General features: G+C 66.5%; 18 protein-coding genes and 1 pseudogene. 9 read left to right on the top strand and 10 right to left on the bottom strand.

Annotated elements, in window-relative coordinates; translation table 11 throughout:
* Nucleotides 1–7: 7 nt before the first annotated feature.
* Both IPI67_01845 and IPI67_01840 read left to right on the top strand, forming a co-directional pair.
* Complete coding sequence (locus tag IPI67_01845; GenBank protein MBK7578923.1) at nucleotides 8–592, top strand: hypothetical protein; 585 nt, start codon at nucleotides 8–10, stop codon at nucleotides 590–592.
* 22 nt (nucleotides 593–614) lie between these two features.
* Nucleotides 615–938, top strand: a complete 324-nt coding sequence (locus IPI67_01840) for a DUF2007 domain-containing protein (protein ID MBK7578922.1) — start codon at nucleotides 615–617, stop codon at nucleotides 936–938.
* A gap of 17 nt (nucleotides 939–955) precedes the next feature.
* Here IPI67_01840 and IPI67_01835 read toward each other — a convergent pair whose 3' ends face one another.
* Nucleotides 956–2,125 (bottom strand): acyl-CoA dehydrogenase family protein, encoded by a 1,170-nt coding sequence (locus IPI67_01835; GenBank protein MBK7578921.1) that lies wholly within the window; start codon nucleotides 2,123–2,125, stop codon nucleotides 956–958.
* A gap of 182 nt (nucleotides 2,126–2,307) precedes the next feature.
* Between IPI67_01835 and IPI67_01830 the strand changes: the two genes are divergently transcribed.
* Nucleotides 2,308–2,763, top strand: coding sequence for a hypothetical protein (locus IPI67_01830; protein ID MBK7578920.1), 456 nt, complete (start codon nucleotides 2,308–2,310; stop codon nucleotides 2,761–2,763).
* A 38-nt stretch (nucleotides 2,764–2,801) separates the two neighbouring features.
* Nucleotides 2,802–4,625 carry an OPT/YSL family transporter gene (locus IPI67_01825; protein ID MBK7578919.1) on the top strand — a complete coding sequence of 608 codons (1,824 nt, stop codon included), beginning with the start codon at nucleotides 2,802–2,804 and terminating at the stop codon, nucleotides 4,623–4,625.
* A gap of 5 nt (nucleotides 4,626–4,630) precedes the next feature.
* Here the strand turns inward: IPI67_01825 and IPI67_01820 are convergent, their stop codons facing one another.
* The 5 genes from IPI67_01820 to IPI67_01800 all read right to left on the bottom strand — a co-directional run bounded on the left by IPI67_01820 (nucleotide 4,631) and on the right by IPI67_01800 (nucleotide 9,149).
* The gene (locus IPI67_01820) at nucleotides 4,631–5,407 is read right to left on the bottom strand and encodes a hypothetical protein (protein MBK7578918.1); all 777 of its coding nucleotides are present in this window, start codon (nucleotides 5,405–5,407) and stop codon (nucleotides 4,631–4,633) included.
* Nucleotides 5,408–5,421: 14 nt separating this feature from the next.
* Nucleotides 5,422–6,573 carry an aminotransferase class V-fold PLP-dependent enzyme gene (locus IPI67_01815; protein MBK7578917.1) on the bottom strand — a complete coding sequence of 384 codons (1,152 nt, stop codon included), beginning with the start codon at nucleotides 6,571–6,573 and terminating at the stop codon, nucleotides 5,422–5,424.
* Between the two features lie 61 nt (nucleotides 6,574–6,634).
* Nucleotides 6,635–8,002 (bottom strand): glutamate--cysteine ligase, encoded by a 1,368-nt coding sequence (locus IPI67_01810; protein ID MBK7578916.1) that lies wholly within the window; start codon nucleotides 8,000–8,002, stop codon nucleotides 6,635–6,637.
* A 375-nt stretch (nucleotides 8,003–8,377) separates the two neighbouring features.
* Entirely contained in the window at nucleotides 8,378–8,929 is a 552-nt protein-coding gene (locus IPI67_01805) for a hypothetical protein (GenBank protein ID MBK7578915.1), read from the bottom strand.
* An 82-nt stretch (nucleotides 8,930–9,011) separates the two neighbouring features.
* Nucleotides 9,012–9,149 carry a hypothetical protein gene (locus IPI67_01800; protein ID MBK7578914.1) on the bottom strand — a complete coding sequence of 46 codons (138 nt, stop codon included), beginning with the start codon at nucleotides 9,147–9,149 and terminating at the stop codon, nucleotides 9,012–9,014.
* Between the two features lie 112 nt (nucleotides 9,150–9,261).
* Between IPI67_01800 and IPI67_01795 the strand changes: the two genes are divergently transcribed.
* Nucleotides 9,262–9,867, top strand: a complete 606-nt coding sequence (locus IPI67_01795) for a penicillin-binding protein activator LpoB (protein MBK7578913.1) — start codon at nucleotides 9,262–9,264, stop codon at nucleotides 9,865–9,867.
* A gap of 10 nt (nucleotides 9,868–9,877) precedes the next feature.
* Entirely contained in the window at nucleotides 9,878–11,413 is a 1,536-nt protein-coding gene (locus IPI67_01790; protein MBK7578912.1) for a hypothetical protein, read from the top strand.
* 35 nt (nucleotides 11,414–11,448) lie between these two features.
* On the opposite strand, the gene IPI67_01785 is transcribed toward IPI67_01790, so the two are convergent.
* The 3 genes and pseudogenes from IPI67_01785 to IPI67_01775 all read right to left on the bottom strand — a co-directional run bounded on the left by IPI67_01785 (nucleotide 11,449) and on the right by IPI67_01775 (nucleotide 15,134).
* A complete protein-coding gene (locus tag IPI67_01785) occupies nucleotides 11,449–12,345 on the bottom strand; it encodes a homocysteine S-methyltransferase family protein (GenBank protein ID MBK7578911.1) in 897 nt (298 codons plus the stop codon).
* Nucleotide 12,346: 1 nt separating this feature from the next.
* Nucleotides 12,347–14,255, bottom strand: a pseudogene (locus IPI67_01780) (M2 family metallopeptidase).
* A gap of 111 nt (nucleotides 14,256–14,366) precedes the next feature.
* Nucleotides 14,367–15,134, bottom strand: a complete 768-nt coding sequence (locus IPI67_01775) for a sulfite exporter TauE/SafE family protein (GenBank protein ID MBK7578910.1) — start codon at nucleotides 15,132–15,134, stop codon at nucleotides 14,367–14,369.
* A gap of 167 nt (nucleotides 15,135–15,301) precedes the next feature.
* On the opposite strand from IPI67_01775, the gene IPI67_01770 reads away from it, so the two are divergent.
* From IPI67_01770 to IPI67_01760, 3 genes are all read left to right on the top strand, one after another.
* Entirely contained in the window at nucleotides 15,302–16,564 is a 1,263-nt protein-coding gene (locus tag IPI67_01770) for a hypothetical protein (protein ID MBK7578909.1), read from the top strand.
* A 122-nt stretch (nucleotides 16,565–16,686) separates the two neighbouring features.
* A complete protein-coding gene (locus tag IPI67_01765; GenBank protein ID MBK7578908.1) occupies nucleotides 16,687–17,295 on the top strand; it encodes an MEDS domain-containing protein in 609 nt (202 codons plus the stop codon).
* 20 nt (nucleotides 17,296–17,315) lie between these two features.
* Nucleotides 17,316–19,655 carry a PAS domain S-box protein gene (locus IPI67_01760; protein MBK7578907.1) on the top strand — a complete coding sequence of 780 codons (2,340 nt, stop codon included), beginning with the start codon at nucleotides 17,316–17,318 and terminating at the stop codon, nucleotides 19,653–19,655.
* 31 nt (nucleotides 19,656–19,686) lie between these two features.
* On the opposite strand, the gene IPI67_01755 is transcribed toward IPI67_01760, so the two are convergent.
* The gene (locus tag IPI67_01755) at nucleotides 19,687–20,103 is read right to left on the bottom strand and encodes a hypothetical protein (GenBank protein ID MBK7578906.1); all 417 of its coding nucleotides are present in this window, start codon (nucleotides 20,101–20,103) and stop codon (nucleotides 19,687–19,689) included.
* Nucleotides 20,104–20,164: the final 61 nt, after the last annotated feature.

Raw genomic sequence — 20,164 nt, 5'->3', positions numbered from 1 at the left:
GCACCGGCTGACGCTGCGACGAGTTCAACTCGAGCTCGAGCGGGTCTACGGACTCGAGCGGGCGCCGGACGTCGTGGACTTCGTGCGCGAAGGGGCCCACGACTCGCGGGAGACCCTGGTGCTCCGACAAACGGACGGCGAGCTGGAAATTGCCCTGGTTCTGCCGCCGGTCGCCGATCCTCGGCAGCTGAACGCCGCCCACCACGGCCCCACGGATGCGTGGCTGCAGCTGGTCGAGGGGGTCAGCCACTTCGTGTACGTCGCCGAGCGCGCGCGCACTCAGCTGCCCGCGACACGACTCGAGCTGGAGCTGCAAGCCGAGGTCGACAAATTCGTGCTGCTGGCCTTCGTGGGTGAGCCCCTGGAGCCAGAGCACAGCTCGGCGCTGCACGGCCATTTGTACGAGCGCGTGCGCTATCTGCACGCCGCGGACACCGAGGACGGTGTGCGCTACCGCATGGCGAACGATCTGGCCGCGCGCTTCGTGGCACGCCTGGCCCGAAACGAAAAGGCGCCGGCGGTGCTGCGCACTCTCAGGCGTTTCTACCGCGCGGGTCAGACCGAGAAGATCCAGCTCGCGCTCGCCGCTTGAGTGGACCAGAGTTCGAACCGCCGTGCAGGTCGTGTTCGTCGCCCAAGACCTCTGGGAAGCGCAGCTTCTGCTCGATCAGTTGAAGGAGCTGTGGATCCCGGCGCGCATCGACAACGCCCTGAGCATGTCGGCCTACGGCGAGCTGCCGTACCTGGCCTCACGGCCCCGGGTGGTGATCGAACGCGACGCTGACTTCGAGCGGGCGCGAGCGGCGGTGGACGAGTTCGAGACGCGCCGGCGCTCCAAGCTGGAGGGGGAAAAACCCTGCCCCAGCTGCGGGGAAGAGAGCCCGGAGAACTTCGAGCTGTGCTGGAAGTGTGGTGCGGAGCTGGGCTCCACGAAGTGAGCGCGCGGGCGCTCGAGTCAGAGCCCCATCAGCTTCGCGAGATAGTAGGTCATCGTCTCGCTGGTGCCGCCGCCAATCTTGAGCAGGCGTGCGTCACGCCAGGCGCGCGCGATGGGGTACTCCTCGATGTAACCCCAGCCGCCGTGGAACTGCAGGCAGGTGTCCATGACCTCGGCCACCAGCTCACCAGCGACGATCTTCGCCATGCTGATCAGCTTCACCGTCTCCATCGAGACGTTCGCCTTTTTCAGGTACTTGTCGGTGTTGTAGGCGTCGACACACTTGTCGACGAACGCCTGCGCCATCTCGACCTTCGTGTACATGTTCACGAACTTGTGCTGCCACACCTCGCGCTTGATGATCGGCTTGCCGAACGCAACGCGGGTCTCGCCGTACTGGCGTGAAAAATCGATGGCGTAGCGCGCGCCCGCGACGCCCGCGACGGCGCCGATCAGGCGCTCGGCCTGGAAGTTCTGCATCAGGTACATGAATCCCATGTCCTCCTCGCCGAGCCGGTAACGCTCGGGGATGCGCACGTCTTCGAGCCACAGCTCCGCGGTGTCCGAGGCGTGATTGCCGATCTTCTCCAGCTTCCTGCCGACCTTGAAACCCTTGGTGTCGGTCGGAACCAGGAAGAACGTACAGCCGTGGGAGCCGGTCTCGGGGTTGGTCTTGGCGAGCAACGTCACGAAGCTGGCGCGGGCGCCGTTGGTGATGAAGGTCTTCTGGCCGTTCAGCACGTAGTCGCCGCCGTCCCTGCGGGCCGCCGTGCGAATGCCCGCCACGTCGCTGCCGGCGCCGGGCTCACTCACGCCGATGGCGGCGATGCGATCTCCTGCCAGCGCAGGCTTCAAGAACTCGTCGATCTGTTCGGGTGTACCGAGATCGGCGATCACCGGCGTCGCCATGTCGGTCTGCACGAGCAGCGCCATCGTCACACCCGCCGAGCGGCCGCGCGGTAGCTCTTGGGCCTTGGCCACGCTGAACCAGTAGTCGCCGCCGGAGCCACCGCACTCTTCGGAGTAATGCGCGCCAAGGATGCCGAGCTGGCCGGCCTTCTTGAACAGCTCGTCGGGGAAGTCCTTCGCTTTCTCCCACTCGTCCGAGAACGGCTCGATCTCCTTCTCGGCAAACTGACGCACGGTCTTGCGGAAGTGTTCGTGTTCTTCGGTGTACGGATTCCACATGGCGTTTGCTCTTCCGGGTTCGGCCCCCGCGCGGTTCTCGTGCGGGGCCGCCGCGGCCGCGGCGAATTGATTCGTACACGAAATTTCTCCCGCCGCAACGACCGGAGAAGGCGCATTTTTGGCGGCTTTCCCGGGTTCGGGCTTGGACAGCAGGCCCTCGGACCCGTAACTTGGCGGGGCCGATGACCCCCATCAAGACCTGGCTGTGTCTGGCGCTCGCGCTACCCGTGGCGGGCTGTCACGCCAAAGAAGCGGAAGATCCCCAGAAGATCTTGGGCGATCTGACGGAGCACGGCGGCGTCGATGGCACCGTGGGGGCGCGCGGCAAGACGGAGCCGCGGTCGCAGAAAGCTCAGCAACCCGCCGAGAGCCTGGCGACCAAGACCGAGTGCGCGGCTGCAGGGCGCCGCATCGAAGAGCTGGCGCTCGAGCTTGCGGTCAAACAAGCTGAGGATGCGGCCGAGCGCGCCGAGCTCGAGAAACGACGCGCGGAGGTGCTGAAGAGCGCAGCTCATCGCGAGCGCATCACCGAAGCGGCCGACGAGTGCCTGTCTCGCGATACGTCGCAGCGTGAGGCCGTCTGCATCGCGAAAGCAAGGACCGAGCTCGACGTCGATCGTTGCAGCCGCGGCCGCTGACAGGTGACTCGCCACCGGATCGGGGTTAGCTCCGCTGTATGAGTGAGCCCTCGCCCCCTGCGCCGGTCGTGCCCGCGAGCATGCCCGAGCTGACGCTGCGATCCGTGCTGACCGGGATGTTGATCGGCGGCGTGCTCTCGACCTGCAACATCTACGCGGGGCTGAAGATCGGCTGGGGCATGAACATGAGCGTGACCGCGTCGCTGCTCGGCTTTGCGCTGTGGAAGGCGCTTCAGGTGACGGGCACCCGCGAGTTCTCGATCCTCGAGTGCAACCTGAACCAGACCACGGCGTCCTCCGCGGCGGCGGTCTCGTCCGCCGGTCTGGTCGCGCCGATTCCGGCGCTGACCATCATGACCGGCTACCAGTACACCTGGCAGATCCTGGCGGGCTGGACGCTGAGTGTGATGCTGGTTGGCATCGTGGCGGGCATTGGCCTGCGGCGGCAGCTGATCGTCGTGGACAAGCTGCCCTTCCCGGGCGGTCTCGCTGCGGCGGAGACACTCAAACAAATGTACGCCGTGGGCAAAGAGGCCATGGCTCGCGTGAAGATGCTCGGCCTGGGCGCCGTGCTGGCCGCTTCGGCCGCGCTGACGATCGAGCTCGCAAAGATCCAGAAATGGGCGCCCGCGCTCGGCTGGGCCGCACCGGCGCCGGTTGCGGCCAAGGGCATCACGAAGGTGTCGCTGACCAACCTGGGGTTCGCCCTCGATCCTTCGCCGCTCATGGCCGCCGTGGGTGTGCTGGTGGGGATCCGGGCGTCGACGTCGCTGTTTCTCGGCTCGCTGATCGCGTACGGCATCCTCGGACCGTACGCGCTCAGTCAGGGCTGGGTGCTGCCGTCGCCCAAGCTCGCCGACAAGAGCTGGTACACGCCGCTGCTCAGCTGGCTCTTGTGGCCGGGTGTATCGATGATGGTGACGTCATCCCTCGCGTCGCTGGCGTTCTCGTGGCGCTCCATGCTGCGCGCGTTCATGCCGGGCTCGAAAGGCAAGGCCAGCGATGACGACGAGCTGCCGGCGGACTCGCGACTGCGCGACGTGGTGCCCATGAAGTGGTTCCTGGGGGCGCTGGTGGTGGTGGCTATCTTCGCCACGATCACGCAGGTGTCGCTGTTCTCCATCGCCTGGTGGACCGCCATCTTGGGCGTGCTCCTGACCTTCGTTCTGGCCATCGTCACGGGACGCGTGACCGGTGAGACCAACGTCACGCCGGTCGGCGCCATGGGCAAGGTCACGCAGCTCGTCTTTGGCATCATTCAGCCCGGAAACGTGGCAGCGAACCTGATGAGCGCGAACGTGACCGGCGGCGCCGCCTCACAAGCTGGCGATCTGCTGCACGACCTGAAGGCGGGGCTCATCCTGGGTGCATCGCCGCGGCGTCAGGCCATCGCCCAGGCTTTCGGTGCACTCAGCGGCGCGCTGATTGGCTCGGCCGCGTATCTGGTCCTGGTGCGCGACGCAAAGACCATGTTGCTCACCGATCAGTGGCCGGCCCCGGCAGTGGCATCGTGGAAGGCCGTCGCGGAGCTGTTTGCGAAGGGGTTGTCGGCGATGCCGCCGGGCGCGCTCGCGGCGATCTGGATCGGCGGCGGCGTGGGCATTCTGCTCGCGGTGCTCGAGAAGAAGCTGCCGGTCGCCGCGCGGAAATGGGTGCCGAGCCCGTCGAGCATGGGGCTCGGTTTTGTGATCCCCGCCTACCAGGGTTTCTCGATGTTGCTCGGCGCCGTGCTCGCGTTGATCGTGCAGAAGCGCGCGCCGACCTGGGCCGAGCGGTTTCTGATCGTGCTGGCGAGTGGGTTCATCGCCGGCGAGAGCCTCACGGGCGTGGGCATCGCGCTTCACAAGATGCTAGGCGGCTGAACGGCTCAGGGCGGCACTGCAGGCGGATCCGCCGGAGTCTTCTGGCAGTTGATCAAGGGTGGGCTCGGCGGTGTGCTGGCCGAGGGGTATTGCTCCAGGGTCCAGGTCGAACCGGCGAGGCTCGCGCTGAGCGGTTGGGTCAGCTGCCCACCGCCGTCCCCGCAGTAGAACGGCCCCTTCCCGCAGATCACCCCGTGCATGGACACGTTGCCGACAATCGCCAGCCCGGAGATCGGGTTCGCGGGCCCTGGAATGTTCAGATTCTGTGCGGTCAGGCTGAACGTTCCGTCTTGCGCGATGGGCGCTGACGGTAGCGAGATCGGCGAGCCAACCGGGGTCGTGCGATCGGCCGCGTCGAGGGGCGTCAGGGTCAAGGCCAGGTTGGGGGCCGCGCCTTCGACGAACACGTCCGCGCGGAACAAGATCGGCTGACCCGTGGCGAGTGGTGTGGAGAACGTCAACAGGTAGTAGCCGTAGCTCCCGGTCACGTGCTGGCAGGCCGCGCCGCCTCCGCTGCCGCCTCCGCCGCCGCTGCCGCCTCCACCGAAGCTGCCACCGCCACCGAAGCTGCCGCCGCCGCCGACGACGCCGCCGGCGTTCCCGTTACCGCCACCGCTGACGACGCCACCGCCGCCACCCGCGCCGGCGCCACCCGCGCCGGCCCCGCCAACCCCGCCGCCGACACCGGCAGAGCCGCCGACGCCACCGCCCGAGCCCGCGCCGCCGCAGGCTCCGAGCGCACACACGAAGAAACAGAACGTACCAAAACGCGGGATGTGCATGACTCTATGTTCCTTCAAGATTTCCGGAGCTCGTCGATGGCCGCAACAAAACCCAAGAGCTCGTCGTCGGTCGTGTAGAAGTGCGGGCTAGCACGGATGCCGCAGCGCGGCCGGTAGTCGTGCAGCATGTCCCGCTGGAGCAGCGCACGACTCACGACCTCGGCGCCGTCGAAGTCGAAACAGATCGTTCCGCCGCGCTCGCTGTCCTCCTCCGGGGTGTTCACCTTGAAACCCCGCTCGCGCACCAGGCTGCGCAATAGCGCGGTCTGCCGCAGGGACTTGGCTCGAATGGCATCGACCCCGATCTCGGCGATGAGCTCCCAGCCCGCCCGTGCGCTGTAGAGCGCCGGAATTGCCGGTGTGCCGCCGATCATGCGCCAGCGTGTGTCCGCGTAGTTGATCGGCCCCGGCTCGAAGGCGAACGGCCGCGCATGACCGAACCAGCCGGTGCTCGCCGGTCGCAGCGTGCCCTGCAGCTTCGGGCTCACGTACAGATACGCGCATCCAGGTCCACCACACGCCCACTTCACGCTGCCGCCGCAGGCCATGTCCACACCCCACTCCTCGAGCGCGAGCGGGATTGTTCCGGCGCTCTGGTAGGTGTCGAGCAGCACCAGCGCTCCGACCGAGTGCGCCTTCTTCACGATGGCGCGCACGTCCTTCACCCCGCTCGAACGAAAGAGCACGTGGCTCACCGGGACGAGCAGCGTCCGTTCGTCGATGTTCGCCAGCAGCTCTTCCATGGGCGCGTGCACGCCGTCGCTCTTGACCACGACGACGTCGGCGCCACGCCGGCGTTGCTCCTGCCACACGTAGTCGACGGTGGAAAAATTCATGTCGGTGTAGACGACCTTGTTGCGCGGAGCCACGAAGTCGAAACACGACGCCACCATCGCCTGTACGGTCGAGACGTTCTGGTTGATGACCACCGTGCCGGCGGGCACACCCAGGACCTTCGCGATCAAGTCACCGACGGCCTCGACCTGAGGCAACCAATGCCGGCTCCAGGCCTCGATGGAGTCGTCCTGCCACTGGTCCAGGAACGCGGTCACGTGCTCCCGCGCGCGCTTCGGCATCGCGCCGAGCGAGTGGCTGATGAGGTGAGTTTTTTTCGCGAGCGTCGGGAACTCGCTGCGAAGGGAGAGCAGGCGCGTCTCGTCAGTCATGGCGGCGCGCCCAGCTTAGAGCGGCTGCAAGCCTCGGAACAGGGTCCGGCCCAGGACGGGCTCAGACCTGCGTGCGGTCCAAGATTTCTGCCGTCGAAGGCTGCCCACTGAGCCCGTCGGTCAGGAGATCGGCCGGAGAGCGCCCGGCTTCGTTCAGGGCGGCGAGCTTCGTCAGGTGGATGCGCTCGTCCTGACCGGAGTCGTTCTTGCGCGCCCGCCGCTCGAGACCCGACGACGCGATGTCGAGCAGCTCGACCGCGAGGTCCCGGGCCGAGCGCGAGCCGATCTTGGCGCCCAGGCCGATTCGCACGAGCTCGGGGCGCGCGGCGTCCACCGCATCGAAGTCGAAGCTCGACGCGAACTCGAGCGCCCGCTCGAGCGCCCGCTCGTCGTACATGAGCCCCGTGTAGAGCGCCGCGACCGAACAGGCGAGATCGGTGGGCAGCGAGTCACACGGCCGCACCTCGAAGGTGCTCTTGATGCGCGCCTCGGGGAAGAGGGTGTTCACGTGGAGCTTCCAGTCCGCGAACGTAGCGTGATGCCCTTCGAAGCCGTTCTGCATGAAGTCACGGAAGGTCTGCCCCGTGTTCGCGACGGTCTTGCCATCGCGCTTGATCAAGAACATGCCCGCGTCGAGCGCCCACTCGACGTAGTCTCGATAACGCAGCTCGGGCTTCTTCCAGAGCGCCGGGATCAGCCCCGAACGGCTCGGATCCATGCTCAGCCAGACCTCACCGCGCACGCTCTTCTTGCCCGCGAGCTTGCCCTCTTTGAAGGGTGAGTTCGCGGTCATGGCGTTGATCAGCGGTGCGAGCACGAGCCCCACCCTGAGCTTTGCCATGGCGTCCGCCTCGTTGGAAAAATCGAGGTTGGCCTGCACGGTCGCGGTGCGGCGCATCATGTCGTGCGCCGCACTGCCGCGGGTGGGCAGGTAGGCCTTCATGATCGCGTAGCGTTGTTTCGGCACCCAGGGCAGCTCGGCCTGCTGCGCGAGCGGGTGAAATCCGACCCCCAGCCAGACCAGATCCATCTCGGCCGAGATCTCGGCCAGCTCGGTCAGGTGAGTGCGAAGCTCGACGCAGATCTCGTGGATGTCCTCACACGGCGCCCCGGACAACTCGAGCTGCGCACCGGGCTCGAGGGTGATCGAGGACATCTCGCGTTTCAGCGAGATGATCGGGCCGCCTCCGCTCTCGGCCTCGGGACTCCAGCCGTGTGTGCCGGACAGGGTCTCGAGCACCCGGAGCACACCGTGCTCACCCTCGTATTGGAGCGGCCGTCCATCCGAGCGACGGACACCGAACTTCTCCGCCTCGGCGCCGATCCGCCACTTTTCCTTTGGCTTCTCGACAGAGCGAAATACCTCCTCGAGCTCGTCCAGCTCGCGAAGGGGTCGGTCGGCCGCGGGGTCTTGGTCGGTCTGGCCCATGAAGTCTGGAACGGGGTCCGGCCCGAGCGAGTATCACACGCCCCGCGCTGAAGCGAGATGCCCCAGCGTCGCGACCTCTCGTCGAAGCGTCCCCCAACCCCTCAGCCCAGCACCCCTCAAACCTACCGCCCTTGCTCCGACTTCCCGCCCCTCTCGCACCCTCAAACCTTCCCGCCCTTGCGCCGACTTCCTGTGATCTCTCTTCTTCCCCGGCCTGTTCCGACTTCTTGTGATCTCTCCTCCTCCCCGTTCCGCCTCTGCATGCCCAACCCCCCGCGCCACAGGACTTTGGGCAATCAACGCCCCTCTCGCACCCTCAAACCTTCCCGCCCTTGTGCCGACTTCCTGTGATCTCTCTTCTTCCCCGGCTCCGCCTCAGTGGTGCAACACGGACAGCATCAAGCCGAACGACATCGATGAGGCCGTCAAGTCCCCGGCGTCGTCGCTCTTCTTGGTGATCGCCCCGCCGAAGCGCACGAGCCCGCCAATGGCCCATTCGTCCGCGACCCACGCGTCGTAACCGGCCCAGGCCGCACCTCCGAACCCCGTCAGGGTGTCACTCGCGCCGCTGGAGCCCAGACCTTCGAGCGTGAGCGCCGCGAGTCCAACCGCGCCGCCCATGTGAAAGCCGCCCTTGGGATCGAAGAAGCCGTCGACGAAGGGTCCGAGCAAACCGAGGCGCACGTTTGCGTCACCAACCGAACGACCGTCACGCTCGACGCTGTGTGATACGCCGGCCTCACCGAGCAGCGCGCCACCGATGGCCAGGCCCTTCGCGGGTGTGCCACCCACCAGCACGTCGAACGCGAGAGTCCCGCCGTGTGAGTCGGCGGACACACCAGCGAGATCGTACTTGTTGCCCAGGGCGGTCACGCCGAGGTTCAGCCGCAGATAAAAACCATCGTGAACGTGATAGCTGCGCTCCACGATCGGCGGCGTCGGCGCAACGTGCAGATCGATCTTGGGCGGCGGAGCTTCGGTCGCGGGAGCCGCGGCCTTGGCCGCGGGCTCAGCGGGCGCGGGCCTCGGGCGCCGCAGTCTTTGCCGGTGCTTCCGCCTCCGCCGGCGGGTCGGTAGCTTGACCGAACACCGGGGGGGCACTCAGCAGCCCGACACACGAAATGCCGACGGCAAACGCGATCTTCATGTGCGAGCGGTGTAGCAGACCCGAGAGCCGGATCAACGGGCCGCGGAGAGTTCTCTCGGCCTGTGCTGGATCGGCACTTTTCCCGGCGCCCAAGCGGTATCAAGCTTCGGGCATGACGCTCGTTCGCCAAACGAAGACCCTGTGCCTCGCGTTCCTCCCGCTCGTTGCCCTCGCCGGGTGCGGCAGCCCACAAGCGGTGCGCGGTGAGCAGGTCGCGGGGCTCGACGACGAAGCCATGAGCACGGGGCTCGACAAACGAGACCTGCAGAAGATGCTGCAAGAGAACATGAAGGCCCTGCAGGCCTCCGCGGTGATTCAACGCTGGCAAAAGGAGAATCGGCCGACGCTCGCGGTCATGCCGCTCAGAAACGAGACGAGCGAACACGTGGACGCCGCCCTCGAGTCCCTGCTCAGCGACATCGAGACGACCCTGGTGAACGCCGGCCACGTGCAGGTCGTGAGCCTGGAGCGCCAGCCGCAGCTCATCGAGGAGGTGCGACGCCAGTACTCCGACGCCTTCGACCCGCAGGCCGTCGCGCGCTGGGGCAAACAGATCGGCGCCAAGTATTTCATTACGGGGAAGGTCTTCAGCGCCGACGAACGCCAGGACGAAGAGCGGCGGGTGCAGTACTTCCTGTTCCTTCAGGTGATCGACGCGGAGACCGGCGCGATCCAGTTTCAGCACAAGAGCAGCCTGACGAAGGCCATCGTGAAGTGACGAGCCGCCCATGATCGCGCGCCCAAAGAGCGCGCCGCTCAGCGCGGCGTGGCTCCTCGCTCTCGCGGTCGCGGTCGCGGGTTGTGCGAGTCACTCGGACCACACCAAAGAGGCGCGCAGCGCTCTGGATGCGGGTCAGCCGAAGCGCGCGCTCGCGCTCTACAACGAAGCCCTGGGAGTGGACCGGGCGGAGCAGGTGCCGAAGGACACGAGCGGCGACAAGATCCTGTTCCTGCTCGACCGCGCCATCATTCTCCAGCAGCTCGACCGCTACGATCTGTCGAGTCGCGATCTGCAGACCGCCGACAAGCAGATCGAGCTCCTCGATCTGTCGCGGGGGGTCGGCTCCGATCTCGGGCGTTACCTGTTCTCGGACGAGTCCGGCCCGTATCGTGCACCGGCGTACGAGAAGCTGATGATCAACACCATGAACATGGTGAACTACCTGGTGCGCGGGGATCTGAGCGGCGGTCGCGTGGAAGCGCGGCGCCTGGCCGTGATGCAGAAGTATCTCGCGGAGCGGAAGGACCCGAGCGCGAGCTTGCTGGGTCCGGGCAGCTACCTGGCGGGGTTCATGTTCGAGAAGAGCGGGCGCAGCCAGGAGGCCTTGCGTTATTACGACGAGGCGCTCGCCTACGGCAGTTACCGCTCGCTCGTGGAGCCGATTCGTCGGCTGGCAGAGTCCGCCGCGTACCGCTCGCCTCGCATTCGAGCCATTCTGGGTGACGCCGATCCCAAGCTCACGCCGAAGACACCGCCACCGACCAAGACCCCCGAGGGCAATCCCGAGCCGAAGGGCGGAGAAGAAGCGAACGACGGCGGCGCGAGCGAAGCGCGAGACGCAGTCAAGGCCGACTCGGACGCCAACCCGGGGGGGAGCCAACCCGCCGACGACAAAACGACACCGCAGGCCCCCGCCAAGGGTCCGGCGAAAGAAGAGCTCGCCGAGCTGCTCGTGATCCTGAGCTTCGGTCGTGTGCCCGCGAAGGTCGCCAAGCGGGTGCCCATCGGTCTCGCGCTCACCTGGGTCTCCGGGGATCTCGCGCCGCACGATCGCAATCGCGCGAGCGCGCTCGCAGCACAAGGCTTGGTCACCTGGGTCAACTATCCGGAGCTCGGCAAACCGCGCGGTCAGTACGACATTCCGGAGTTCGCGGTCGACGGCCGCTGGCAGAAGCTCGAAGGCATGGCCGCGGTCGATCGCGAAGCCGTGCGCGCGTGGGAGAGCGCAAAGGGCGCCATCGTCGGCAGCGCGATCACACGACTCATCACCCGCATCGCTGCCGGCGAGGTCGTACGCAGAAGCTCGGGCGGCGGCGCCCTCGGCATGCTGCTCAGCCTTGGTACGCAGGCAACGTTGGTCGCGGCCGACACACCCGACACGCGCAGCTGGTCGACGCTGCCGGCGCGCATTGCCTTCGGGCGAGTCTGGCTCGCGCCCGGCACTCACAACGTCTGGTTGGGCGCCCGCGGCGTCGGTAAGTCACAGCGCATCACGCTGAAGAAGGGCGGTTTTGGCGCGGTGAATCTGACCGTGTTGCAGTGAACCAGCACGCCGGCGTCAACGCCGCTGGTCATTCCTCAGCGCGACGCCGGGATCGACGGGTGCAGCGCCGTCAACTCTTCGACGAGCGTGCGGGTGAACGCTTCGGTGGTGCCGGCGCCACCGCCGATGATGCGCGCGCCGCCGCTGTCGAGCTCGAGAGCACGGGCGGCCCAGCGCACGGGATCGATGTCCTCGCTGGGAAATCCGCGCACACTGTCGCTGCTCGCCGAGAGCAACACCCCCGCCGCCAGTGAGCCTGCGAACGGCCCCATCCGGTCGAGCAGCAAGATGCCGTCGTCGATGCTCGATACCTCGAAGAGCGCCGCCGAGGCGCCCGCGCGGGACAGATCTTCGAGCAGCTGACTGAGCAGCCCTCCGTGTGCGAGCTCGCCGCCCGGCAGACACTCGACCACGGCCCAGGTCGGCAGCTCGGTCTGCGCGGCTGCGCCCACCGCGGCCATCAGCTCCAGCCGCGAGCCCTGCCCGCGCGCCAGGATCAGCTCGGCGCCGGCCGTTGCGATGCGGGTAGCATGCTCCACCAGCTCTTCGCTCATGCGATGCGGCTGCAGCGCCGCGACCATCTCACTACCGAGCACACCGGCCACGGCCACGGGTTTCTCGCCCGCGCGGGCGGCGTCGAGCGCGAGCTCGAGGGCCATGCCGGTCAAGAGCGCCGAGCGATGCTCCATGCCGACCTCGGCCAGCGCCCGCGGAGTGGTGTCGGCGGTGAGAGCAGTGAGGATGGTGACTCGACTCTTCACCTCGGCCCGGTAGTGATCGAGGACGTCGTCCGGGCGACTCCGCAGCAGCTGCCCCACCGCGCCGGGTGAGTCGATGGCCACGCCGCGCGAGCGAAAACACGCGCCGGTGTCGGCGTCGACCACCAAGGGCCGGCCAGCTACCAGCCGTGGGCTCACCGCACCGAAGCTCAAGTCAGTCCCAGCCGCACTTCTGACCCTTGTTCTGCTCGTCCAACCAGGTCGCGAGCGGCGCGTAGTAGTCGATGATCGCCGTGGCGTCCATACGACGCTCGCCCGAGATCGTCTCCAGCGCCACCGTCCAGGGGCGACTTGCCCCGAGCTTCAGCATGTCGATCATCTTCTTGCCGGCGGCGGCGTTTGCCGTAGATCGAACACTTGTAGAGCGGCCCGGTGTAACCCGCCGCTTTGCACAGCGCGCGGTGGAACTGGTACTGCAAGATACGCGCGATGAAGTAGCGCGTGTACGGCACGTTGGCCGGAATGTGATACTTCGCGCCCGGATCGAAGTCCGCCTCGCTGCGCTCCACCGGCGGCGCGATGCCCTGGTACTTGCGGCGCAGCTCCCACCAGCTCTTGTTGTACTCCGTCGCCTTGGTGCGGCCGTCGAATACTCGCCAGCGCCACTCGTCGATCAGCTTGCCGAAGGGCAAGAAGGCCACTCCCTCGAGGGCTCGCGACATCAAGACATTGAGATCCGACTTCGGGTCGTCGTTCACCTTGTCCAGCAGGCCGATCTTCTTCAAGTACTCGGGCGTCACGCTCAAGACCAGCGTGTCCCCGATGCCCTCGTGGAATCCGTCGTTCGCGCCAGCCTGAAACAGCGCGGGCAGGTTGCCGTACTGCTGGTAGTAGTAGTTGTGGCCCAGCTCGTGGTGGATCGTGACGAGGTCGTCCAAGTTGGTCTGGATGCACATCTTGATGCGCAGGTCGCCCGACAGGGCGACGTCCCACGCGCTCGCGTGACACACCACGTCGCGGTCTTTCGGCTTCAAGAACAGGCTGCGCTCCCAGAACGTCTTGGGCAGCGGCTGCATGCCCAGTGACGTGAAGAAGGCCTCACCGGTCTTGACCATCTTGGTGTGGTCCCAGTGTTTGGCCTTCATCTGCTTGGTGACGTCGATGTTGCCCTTGCCCTTGTGGGGTTCGACCATCGAATACAGCGACTGCCACTCTTGCGCCCACATGTTGCCCATGAGGTGGGCGGGGATCGGCCCGTCGGGTTTCACCTTGTCGGCGCCGTACTTCTTGGATAGCCGGCCGCGTACGAAGCAGTGCAGCTTCTCGTAGAGCGGCTTCACCTCGGTCCACAGGCGATTCATCTCCTGCTCGAAGTCGGCCGCAGACATGTCGTAGCCGCCCTTCCAGATCTCGGCCATGTCGCTGAACCCGAGCTCGCGCGCACCTTCGTTGCCGAGCCCGACGAACTCGCTGTACATCGGGCGCATCGGCGGCGAGATCGTGTGCCAGCCCTTCCACACCTCGAGCAAGAGGTCGTAGTCCTTCTCTTTGGCGAGGATGTTCCCGAGCTGATCTAGATCGAGGCACTCGCTCTTCTTGTCTTCGCCCTTGCCCTTCAGCCGAGGTGAGCAGTACTTGCCTTTGCCGTAGATGCTCTCGAGCTGCGTCGTCAGCTCGGCCAGCCGGGCACGCTTCTTGGGATCACTCGGCGCAGGCAGACCCGCCGAGAACTTGAGCAGGTACAGACTGCGCGCTGTATCCGGCGGCAGTGTGAGCCCCTCGAAACGGCGCGCCTCCTTCACCTTGCGCGTGAGGAACTCCATCACCTTCTCGCGCTCTTTGGACTCGAGGTGCTCGGTGTCGGGCGTGATGTAGGTGGACTTGACCCACGCCGCGCGGTCGGCGTCCTGCGCAAGATCGAGCAGCGTCTGATTCACGTCCTTGACGAACTCGGCGGCTTGCTCGGCATCGGGTTTGCCATCGCTCTCCGAGTCCGTGGACGGCATTGGTGTGACGACCGGCGCGATCGGCGCTGGGGTGTAGGGCGCGCCGCCGCCGCAGCTGACGGCAAGCAGGCAAGCGGGCAGGAAGACGGCGGCGAAACGGGTCTTGGTGAGGGTCATCGCGAGCCCGGGAGTACCGTCCCACGCCGATGAGATCAAGCGGCGCGGCCCGATTTTCGGCTGCGCTCGGCGGCTTGCCGGGGGTCACATCTTGGCTAGCGGGCGCGACCATCAGCGGTAGTACCGCACCGCCAGCGCCAGGGTCAGCCCGATCCCGATCGCCGCGACCGCCCAGCGCACACGCCTCGGATCGGCGCGCCGCGCGATGGCGGCCCCGGAGTATCCACCGATCATGGCGCCGACGGCCATGACCAGCGCGGTGACGAGCTGCACGCGACCCGCGACCAGGAAGTACAGCGTGGCGGCCGCGTTGATGCTGGCAACGATCACACACTTCATCGCGTTTTGCTGGTTCAAGGTCGCGCTGCCGAGCAGTGCAAGGAGCGCGAGAGTGAGCATGCCGATGCCCGCGCCAAAATAGCCGCCGTACACCGCGATGACCGCGAACCCGAGGGCCACCAGCCAAACTCGGGCGCTCGTCGGCGCACGCACGGCGCCGGCACGTGTGGGCTTCGCGAGTCGATCTTGAACGATGAGCAGCAGCGTCGCGCCGCCGATCAGCCACGGCACGACGAGCTCGAACACCCGCGGAGGCGCGGCGAGCAGCACGCTCGCTCCCACGACTCCGCCCAGCGCCGCGCACGCCGCGAAAACCAGCGTGAGGGGCCAGCGTTGTCGGAGCTCGGCTCGGTAGGCAACCGCGGATGAGACACCCCCTGGAGTGAGTGCCGCAGTGTTGGTGGCGCTCGCGATCACCGGCGGGACTCCCAGCGCGAGCAGCGCCGGAAACGAGATCAGCGAACCGCCGCCCGCGACGGAGTTGATGATCGCTGCCACCGCGGCCGCGAGCCCGAGCAAGACGAGGCGGCCGGCATCCACGCGCGCATCATGCCCGCGAGTGCGATTGAGCGCGCGGCTCTGCGGTCATGGGGCCGCGACGGCGTCACCCCAATGGCGGCTCATGACGCGCTGCGCTCAGCTGGCACGCTGCGAATGGACGCCGGCCGGTGGACCGAACAAGCTCCTGCTTGTACGCTTCGCTGCACATGGCGCGCTCGAAGCTCGGAACCGTGGTTGTACCGGCGGTCATTGGGGTGGCACTCGCCGCAGCTTGCTCGGCGACGAGCAACGATCCGGCGGGCAACGGTGGGGCCGGCGGCGGCGGCTCCGGTGGAACCGGGACCGGCGCTCAGGGCGGCGGCGCCCAGGGCGGCAGCAGCGCGAGCGGGGGCGGCGGCTCCGGCGGGGGCGGCGGGGTGAACATCGACACGGGCTTGAACGACACGGGGGATCCCGACGCCGCGTGCACGACATACACGGAGACCGCCAAGAAACCCGCGGTCGACATCGTCTGGGTGATCGACAACTCGTGCTCGATGGGCGACGAGATCGCGAAGGTTCGCGAGCAGATCAACAAGAGCTTCGTGCCGACGATCTCGAAGAGCATCATCGACTGGCAGGTGATCATGATCGCCGCGCGCGGCACCAGCTCGCAGAAGGTGTGTGTCGATCCACCGCTTGCTGGCCCGAGCTGTGGCAACAATCCACCGAAGTTCACCCAGCTCGACTGCGAGGTCGACAGCTCGAATTCACTCTACGCCGCCGCGTTCAGCTACGGGGGCGTGGGGTTTCCGCCGCTCTTCACCTGCAATCTCACGGGCGGGCCGTGGAACAAACTGGCGCGCTTCGACGCCACCAAGGTGTTCGTCGAGGTCACGGACGACGAGGCGGATTTCCCCGGCTGGAACGCCGCTGGGTTCGACAACTGGGCGCTCAACTCGGCACAGCCGCCGGGCATGTTCGGCACCGCGCAGAACCGCAAGTACATCTTCCACTCGATCATCGGGCACGACCCCACGGATCCCACCAAGACCTGCAACACGAGTGGACAGGATGCGGGCAACGCCGCCGTGGCACCCGGGATCGAATATCAGGCGTTGAGCAAGCTGACCGGCGGCATCATCCGCAGCATCTGCGAGACGGACTGGTCCGACATCTTCAACTCCATCGCGGCGGGCATCGTCGACAAGCTGAGCTGCGAGTTCGTGTTGCCGGCGCCCAAGGACGGCGGAACCATCGATCCAACCAAGGTCAACGTCAGCTACACCGCAAAGGGCGGCACTGCCCAGGAGGTGCTGCAGGACAACAACAAGGCCTGCGCAGAGGGCGCGGACGGTTGGCAGTGGGACTCAACCAAGACCAAGGTGCTGCTCTGCGGTCCCACCTGCGACAAGGTGAAGGCCGACGACGGCGGCAAGATCGACGTCGTCGTGGGCTGTCAGACGAAGGTCGCTCCGCCACCGAAGTGAGCGGCGAGAGCGCAGCAAATACACCGAGTAAGGCCGGGTGAATCGCGTCAGCGGTCCGAACGACCCGGCGGCATCCACCCGGGCGGGGCACGACCTGATAACGTCCATGGCAGGAGCGGAGCATGGCCCGAGCCGAGATCTCCCTGGGGTTCACCGAGCAGCGATTTCCTGCGGGAGCGCACGTCTGCCAGCTCTTCACCGACGACGAAGAACGGCAGAACGCCGTGCTCGCTTTTCTGCTGAGCGGGCTTCGCGCCACCGAGCGCGTCAGCTGTTTTTCGGACAAGACGAGCGAGGAGCGCGTCGCGGAGTTCCTCGACGACCACGACATCTCCTACGCCGAGCGCAAGGCTTCCGGGGCCATTTCCCTGGCGCCCGCCGGAGGCGTCTACTTCGAGGACGGCCGCTTCGATCCCGACCGCATGCTGTTGGTACTGACCGCCTTCCACGACGACGCGGTCCGGGATGGGTACGTCGCCTCCCGCGTGATTGGCGAGATGTCACCCGAGATCCAGCAGATGCCGGGCGGCTCGCGGTTGCTGGAGTATGAATCGAGGGTGAGCGTCTTGCTGCGAACACACTCGGTCACCACCGTTTGCCAGTACGACGCGCGCGGCTTCGACGGCGCTATGATCCTGGACATCCTCAAGGTCCATCCCTTGATGGTCGTCCAGGGTTCGGTCGTCAACAACCCGTTCTTCATCACGCCGGAGACGTACCTGGGTTTGTAATCGGGCCAGGCAGCGACACGATGCATCCGGACCCCTCGCCGTTGCCGAACGCGCGTGTCCTCGGACAGCTCCTGCTCATGCAGGGTGTGCTGGCCGCGCTGCCCGACGCGGACGCGATCATGGACTTCGTGTGCCGGGGCTTGGCCGACATTCCCGGTGTCGCCAGCGTGCACCACGTCGATGACGGCCGCGGGCCGACCGACGAAGTTCACCCGCAGGTACTCCGGCTTCCGCTGCGGTGTGGGCAGACCCATCACGGACAATTGCGGGTTACCTTGTCGGACCCGGATGAATTTGCACCGTACGAGCCGCATCTCCGAAACTTTGGCGTCGTTTTGGCCGTGATTCTACAGGAACGCCGGGAGCGGCGGCTCAACGAGCAGCACGCTCGCGAGCTCGAGCAGCGCATCGGTGAACGCACGCAGCAGCTGACCCAGACGATCGCAGAGTTGAGGCACACGGAGCAGGAGTTGTCTCTGTTCCGCGCGCTCATCGATCAATCGAACGACACCTTCGAAGTGATCGATCCGACGACGGGCCGATTCCTCGACGTGAATCAGAAGGGCTGCCTCGATCTAGGCTTCAGCCGTGAAGAGTATCTCTCGTCGAGTGTCTTCGACATCGATCCGAGCGTCGATCCCGGAAGGTTCCCGATGACCAGCGAGGGGATGGCACAGGACGGCTCGCTGTTCTGGGAGGGGGTACACCGGCGCAAGGACGGCTCGACATTTCCGGTGGAGGTCAACATCAGGCTCGTTCACCTCGACCGAGACTACCTGCTCGCCGCAGTCCGCGACGTGAGCGCGCGCCGGCGCGCAGAGCACGAGCATCGCCAATTCATGCTGGGAGTGGCGCGCTCGAGCGACGCGATCTTCTTGACCGACCGCGCCGGCACCATCACGTACGTCAATCCGGCGTTCGAGCTGCTCTACGGATTTACGAGCGGAGAGGCCATCGGCAAGACCCCGCGCATTCTGAAATCGGACGCGCAAGCTCCAGAGTTCTACGCCCGCTTCTGGGCGGCGCTGACGGCGAACGAGGTGGTCCGGGCCGAAATGGTCAACCGGGCGAAAGATGGCCGCGTCGTGCACGTGGATGCTTCGGCGAACCCCGTCGTCGACGAAGGCGGTGCCTTGATCGGCTTCCTCGCGATCCAGCGCGACATCACCGAGCGCAAACAGGCGGCCGAGCAGCAATCGAAGTTGGAGGAGCGACTCCGCACAGCCCAGAAGATGGAGGCCATCGGGGGCCTCGCGGGGGGCGTGGCGCACGACTTCAACAATCTGCTCGCCGTGATCCTCAGCTTCACCGGCTTCGCGCTGGAGGGGCTGCGGGAGGGTGATCCGATGCGGGATGACCTGTTGGAGGTGAAACACGCGGGTGAGCGGGCCGCCGCGCTCACGCGCCAGCTCCTCGCGTTCGGCCGCCGGCAGGTGCTCAGTCCGGTGCTGATCGACCTGAACCAGATTGCGACCGGAATCGACAAGATGCTGCGCCGGATCATTGGCGAGGACGTGGCTTTGGTGCTCGAGCTCGCGCCGGACCTCGGGTCGACGCTGGCGGATCCAGGTCAGATCGAGCAGGTCATCATGAACCTGGCGGTCAACGCGCGGGACGCGATGCCTCGCGGAGGAAAGCTGACCATCCAAACTGCGAATGTGGAGCTCGACGAGGCACTCGCGGCACGGCACCTCGCTCCGGGACCCGGACCCTACGTCCTGCTCGCCGTCAGCGACACGGGCCTCGGCATGGACGCACAGACCTTGGCGCAGATCTTCGAGCCCTTCTTCACGACCAAACAGCAGGGCAAGGGCACGGGCCTCGGCCTCTCCACGGTGCACGGCATCGTGAGTCAGACCGGGGGCAGCATTTCGGTCAGCAGCGAACCTCGGGAGGGGACCCGGTTCGAGATTTACTTGCGTCGAAGCGTCGAGGGCAGCGCGACTGTCATGCCATCCGTCAGACCCGCTCCACCTGCCCGCGGCACCGAGACGCTGCTCGTGGTCGAGGACGAAGGGGCCGTGCGCAACCTGGTCCGGCGCATCCTCGAGGCAGAAGGTTACTCGGTGCTCACCGCCGCAAGCGCTGGCGAAGCCTTGTTGACGAGCGAGACATTCGACGGGGAAATCCAGCTCGTCCTGACCGATGTGGTGATGCCCAAGATGAGCGGCAGCGAGCTCGCCGAACGGCTGACGCTGACCCGTCCCGAGATCAAGGTCCTGTACATGTCGGGCCACGCCGACGATGCGCTCTTCCAGCACGGTGTCGCGACGTCAGGGACGCACCTGATCAACAAACCGTTCAGCCCCGTGGAACTGGCGCAGAGGGTGCGGGTTCTGCTCGACGGTCGAGCGCGTTGAAACGTGCGCGATCGGCAAGTGACGGCGAGGGTCAACGACGCGGCTTGCCGCACGTAGTCATGCGTTTGCCCTGGCTGTTGATCACGACCGCCCGGTCGGTCATCGAGACTGCACGGCGCACGCCGTCGCACATTCCTTCGCGGTGCTCGCGATGGGTGTCCGTCTCCGCAAACAGGTCCGAATGGACCTCGATCTCCCGGGCCCCTTCGCGCTGGTACACACAGGCGATGACGGTGTGATTCCACCAGTCTGCACAGCCCTCGAGCAGCGACTTGTCCTTGCAGCCCTCGCTCTTCAGCTTGGCAAGGGCGGACTCGCTAGCGACCTTGTCGAAGCCGACCTCCTTTTCGCACTTGGCACGCGCCTCATCGCGCTCGGCCTGTTTCACTTCGCCGCCACAGGCGAGGAGGGCGAGCAGCACGCCGGCGGCAGCCAAGGAGCGGGTCATGTGCCGGGTTCTAGCCGGAACTGGTCGAGGCGGTCGACCGCTGCCGCAATGCGGCGTTGGA

The sequence above is a fragment of the Myxococcales bacterium genome (assembly GCA_016706225.1).
Classification (GTDB): Bacteria; Myxococcota_A; Polyangia; order Polyangiales; family Polyangiaceae; genus JADJKB01.
Note: the sequence above shows the minus strand (reverse complement) of the source record. Positions and strands in the feature narration are given on the sequence as shown.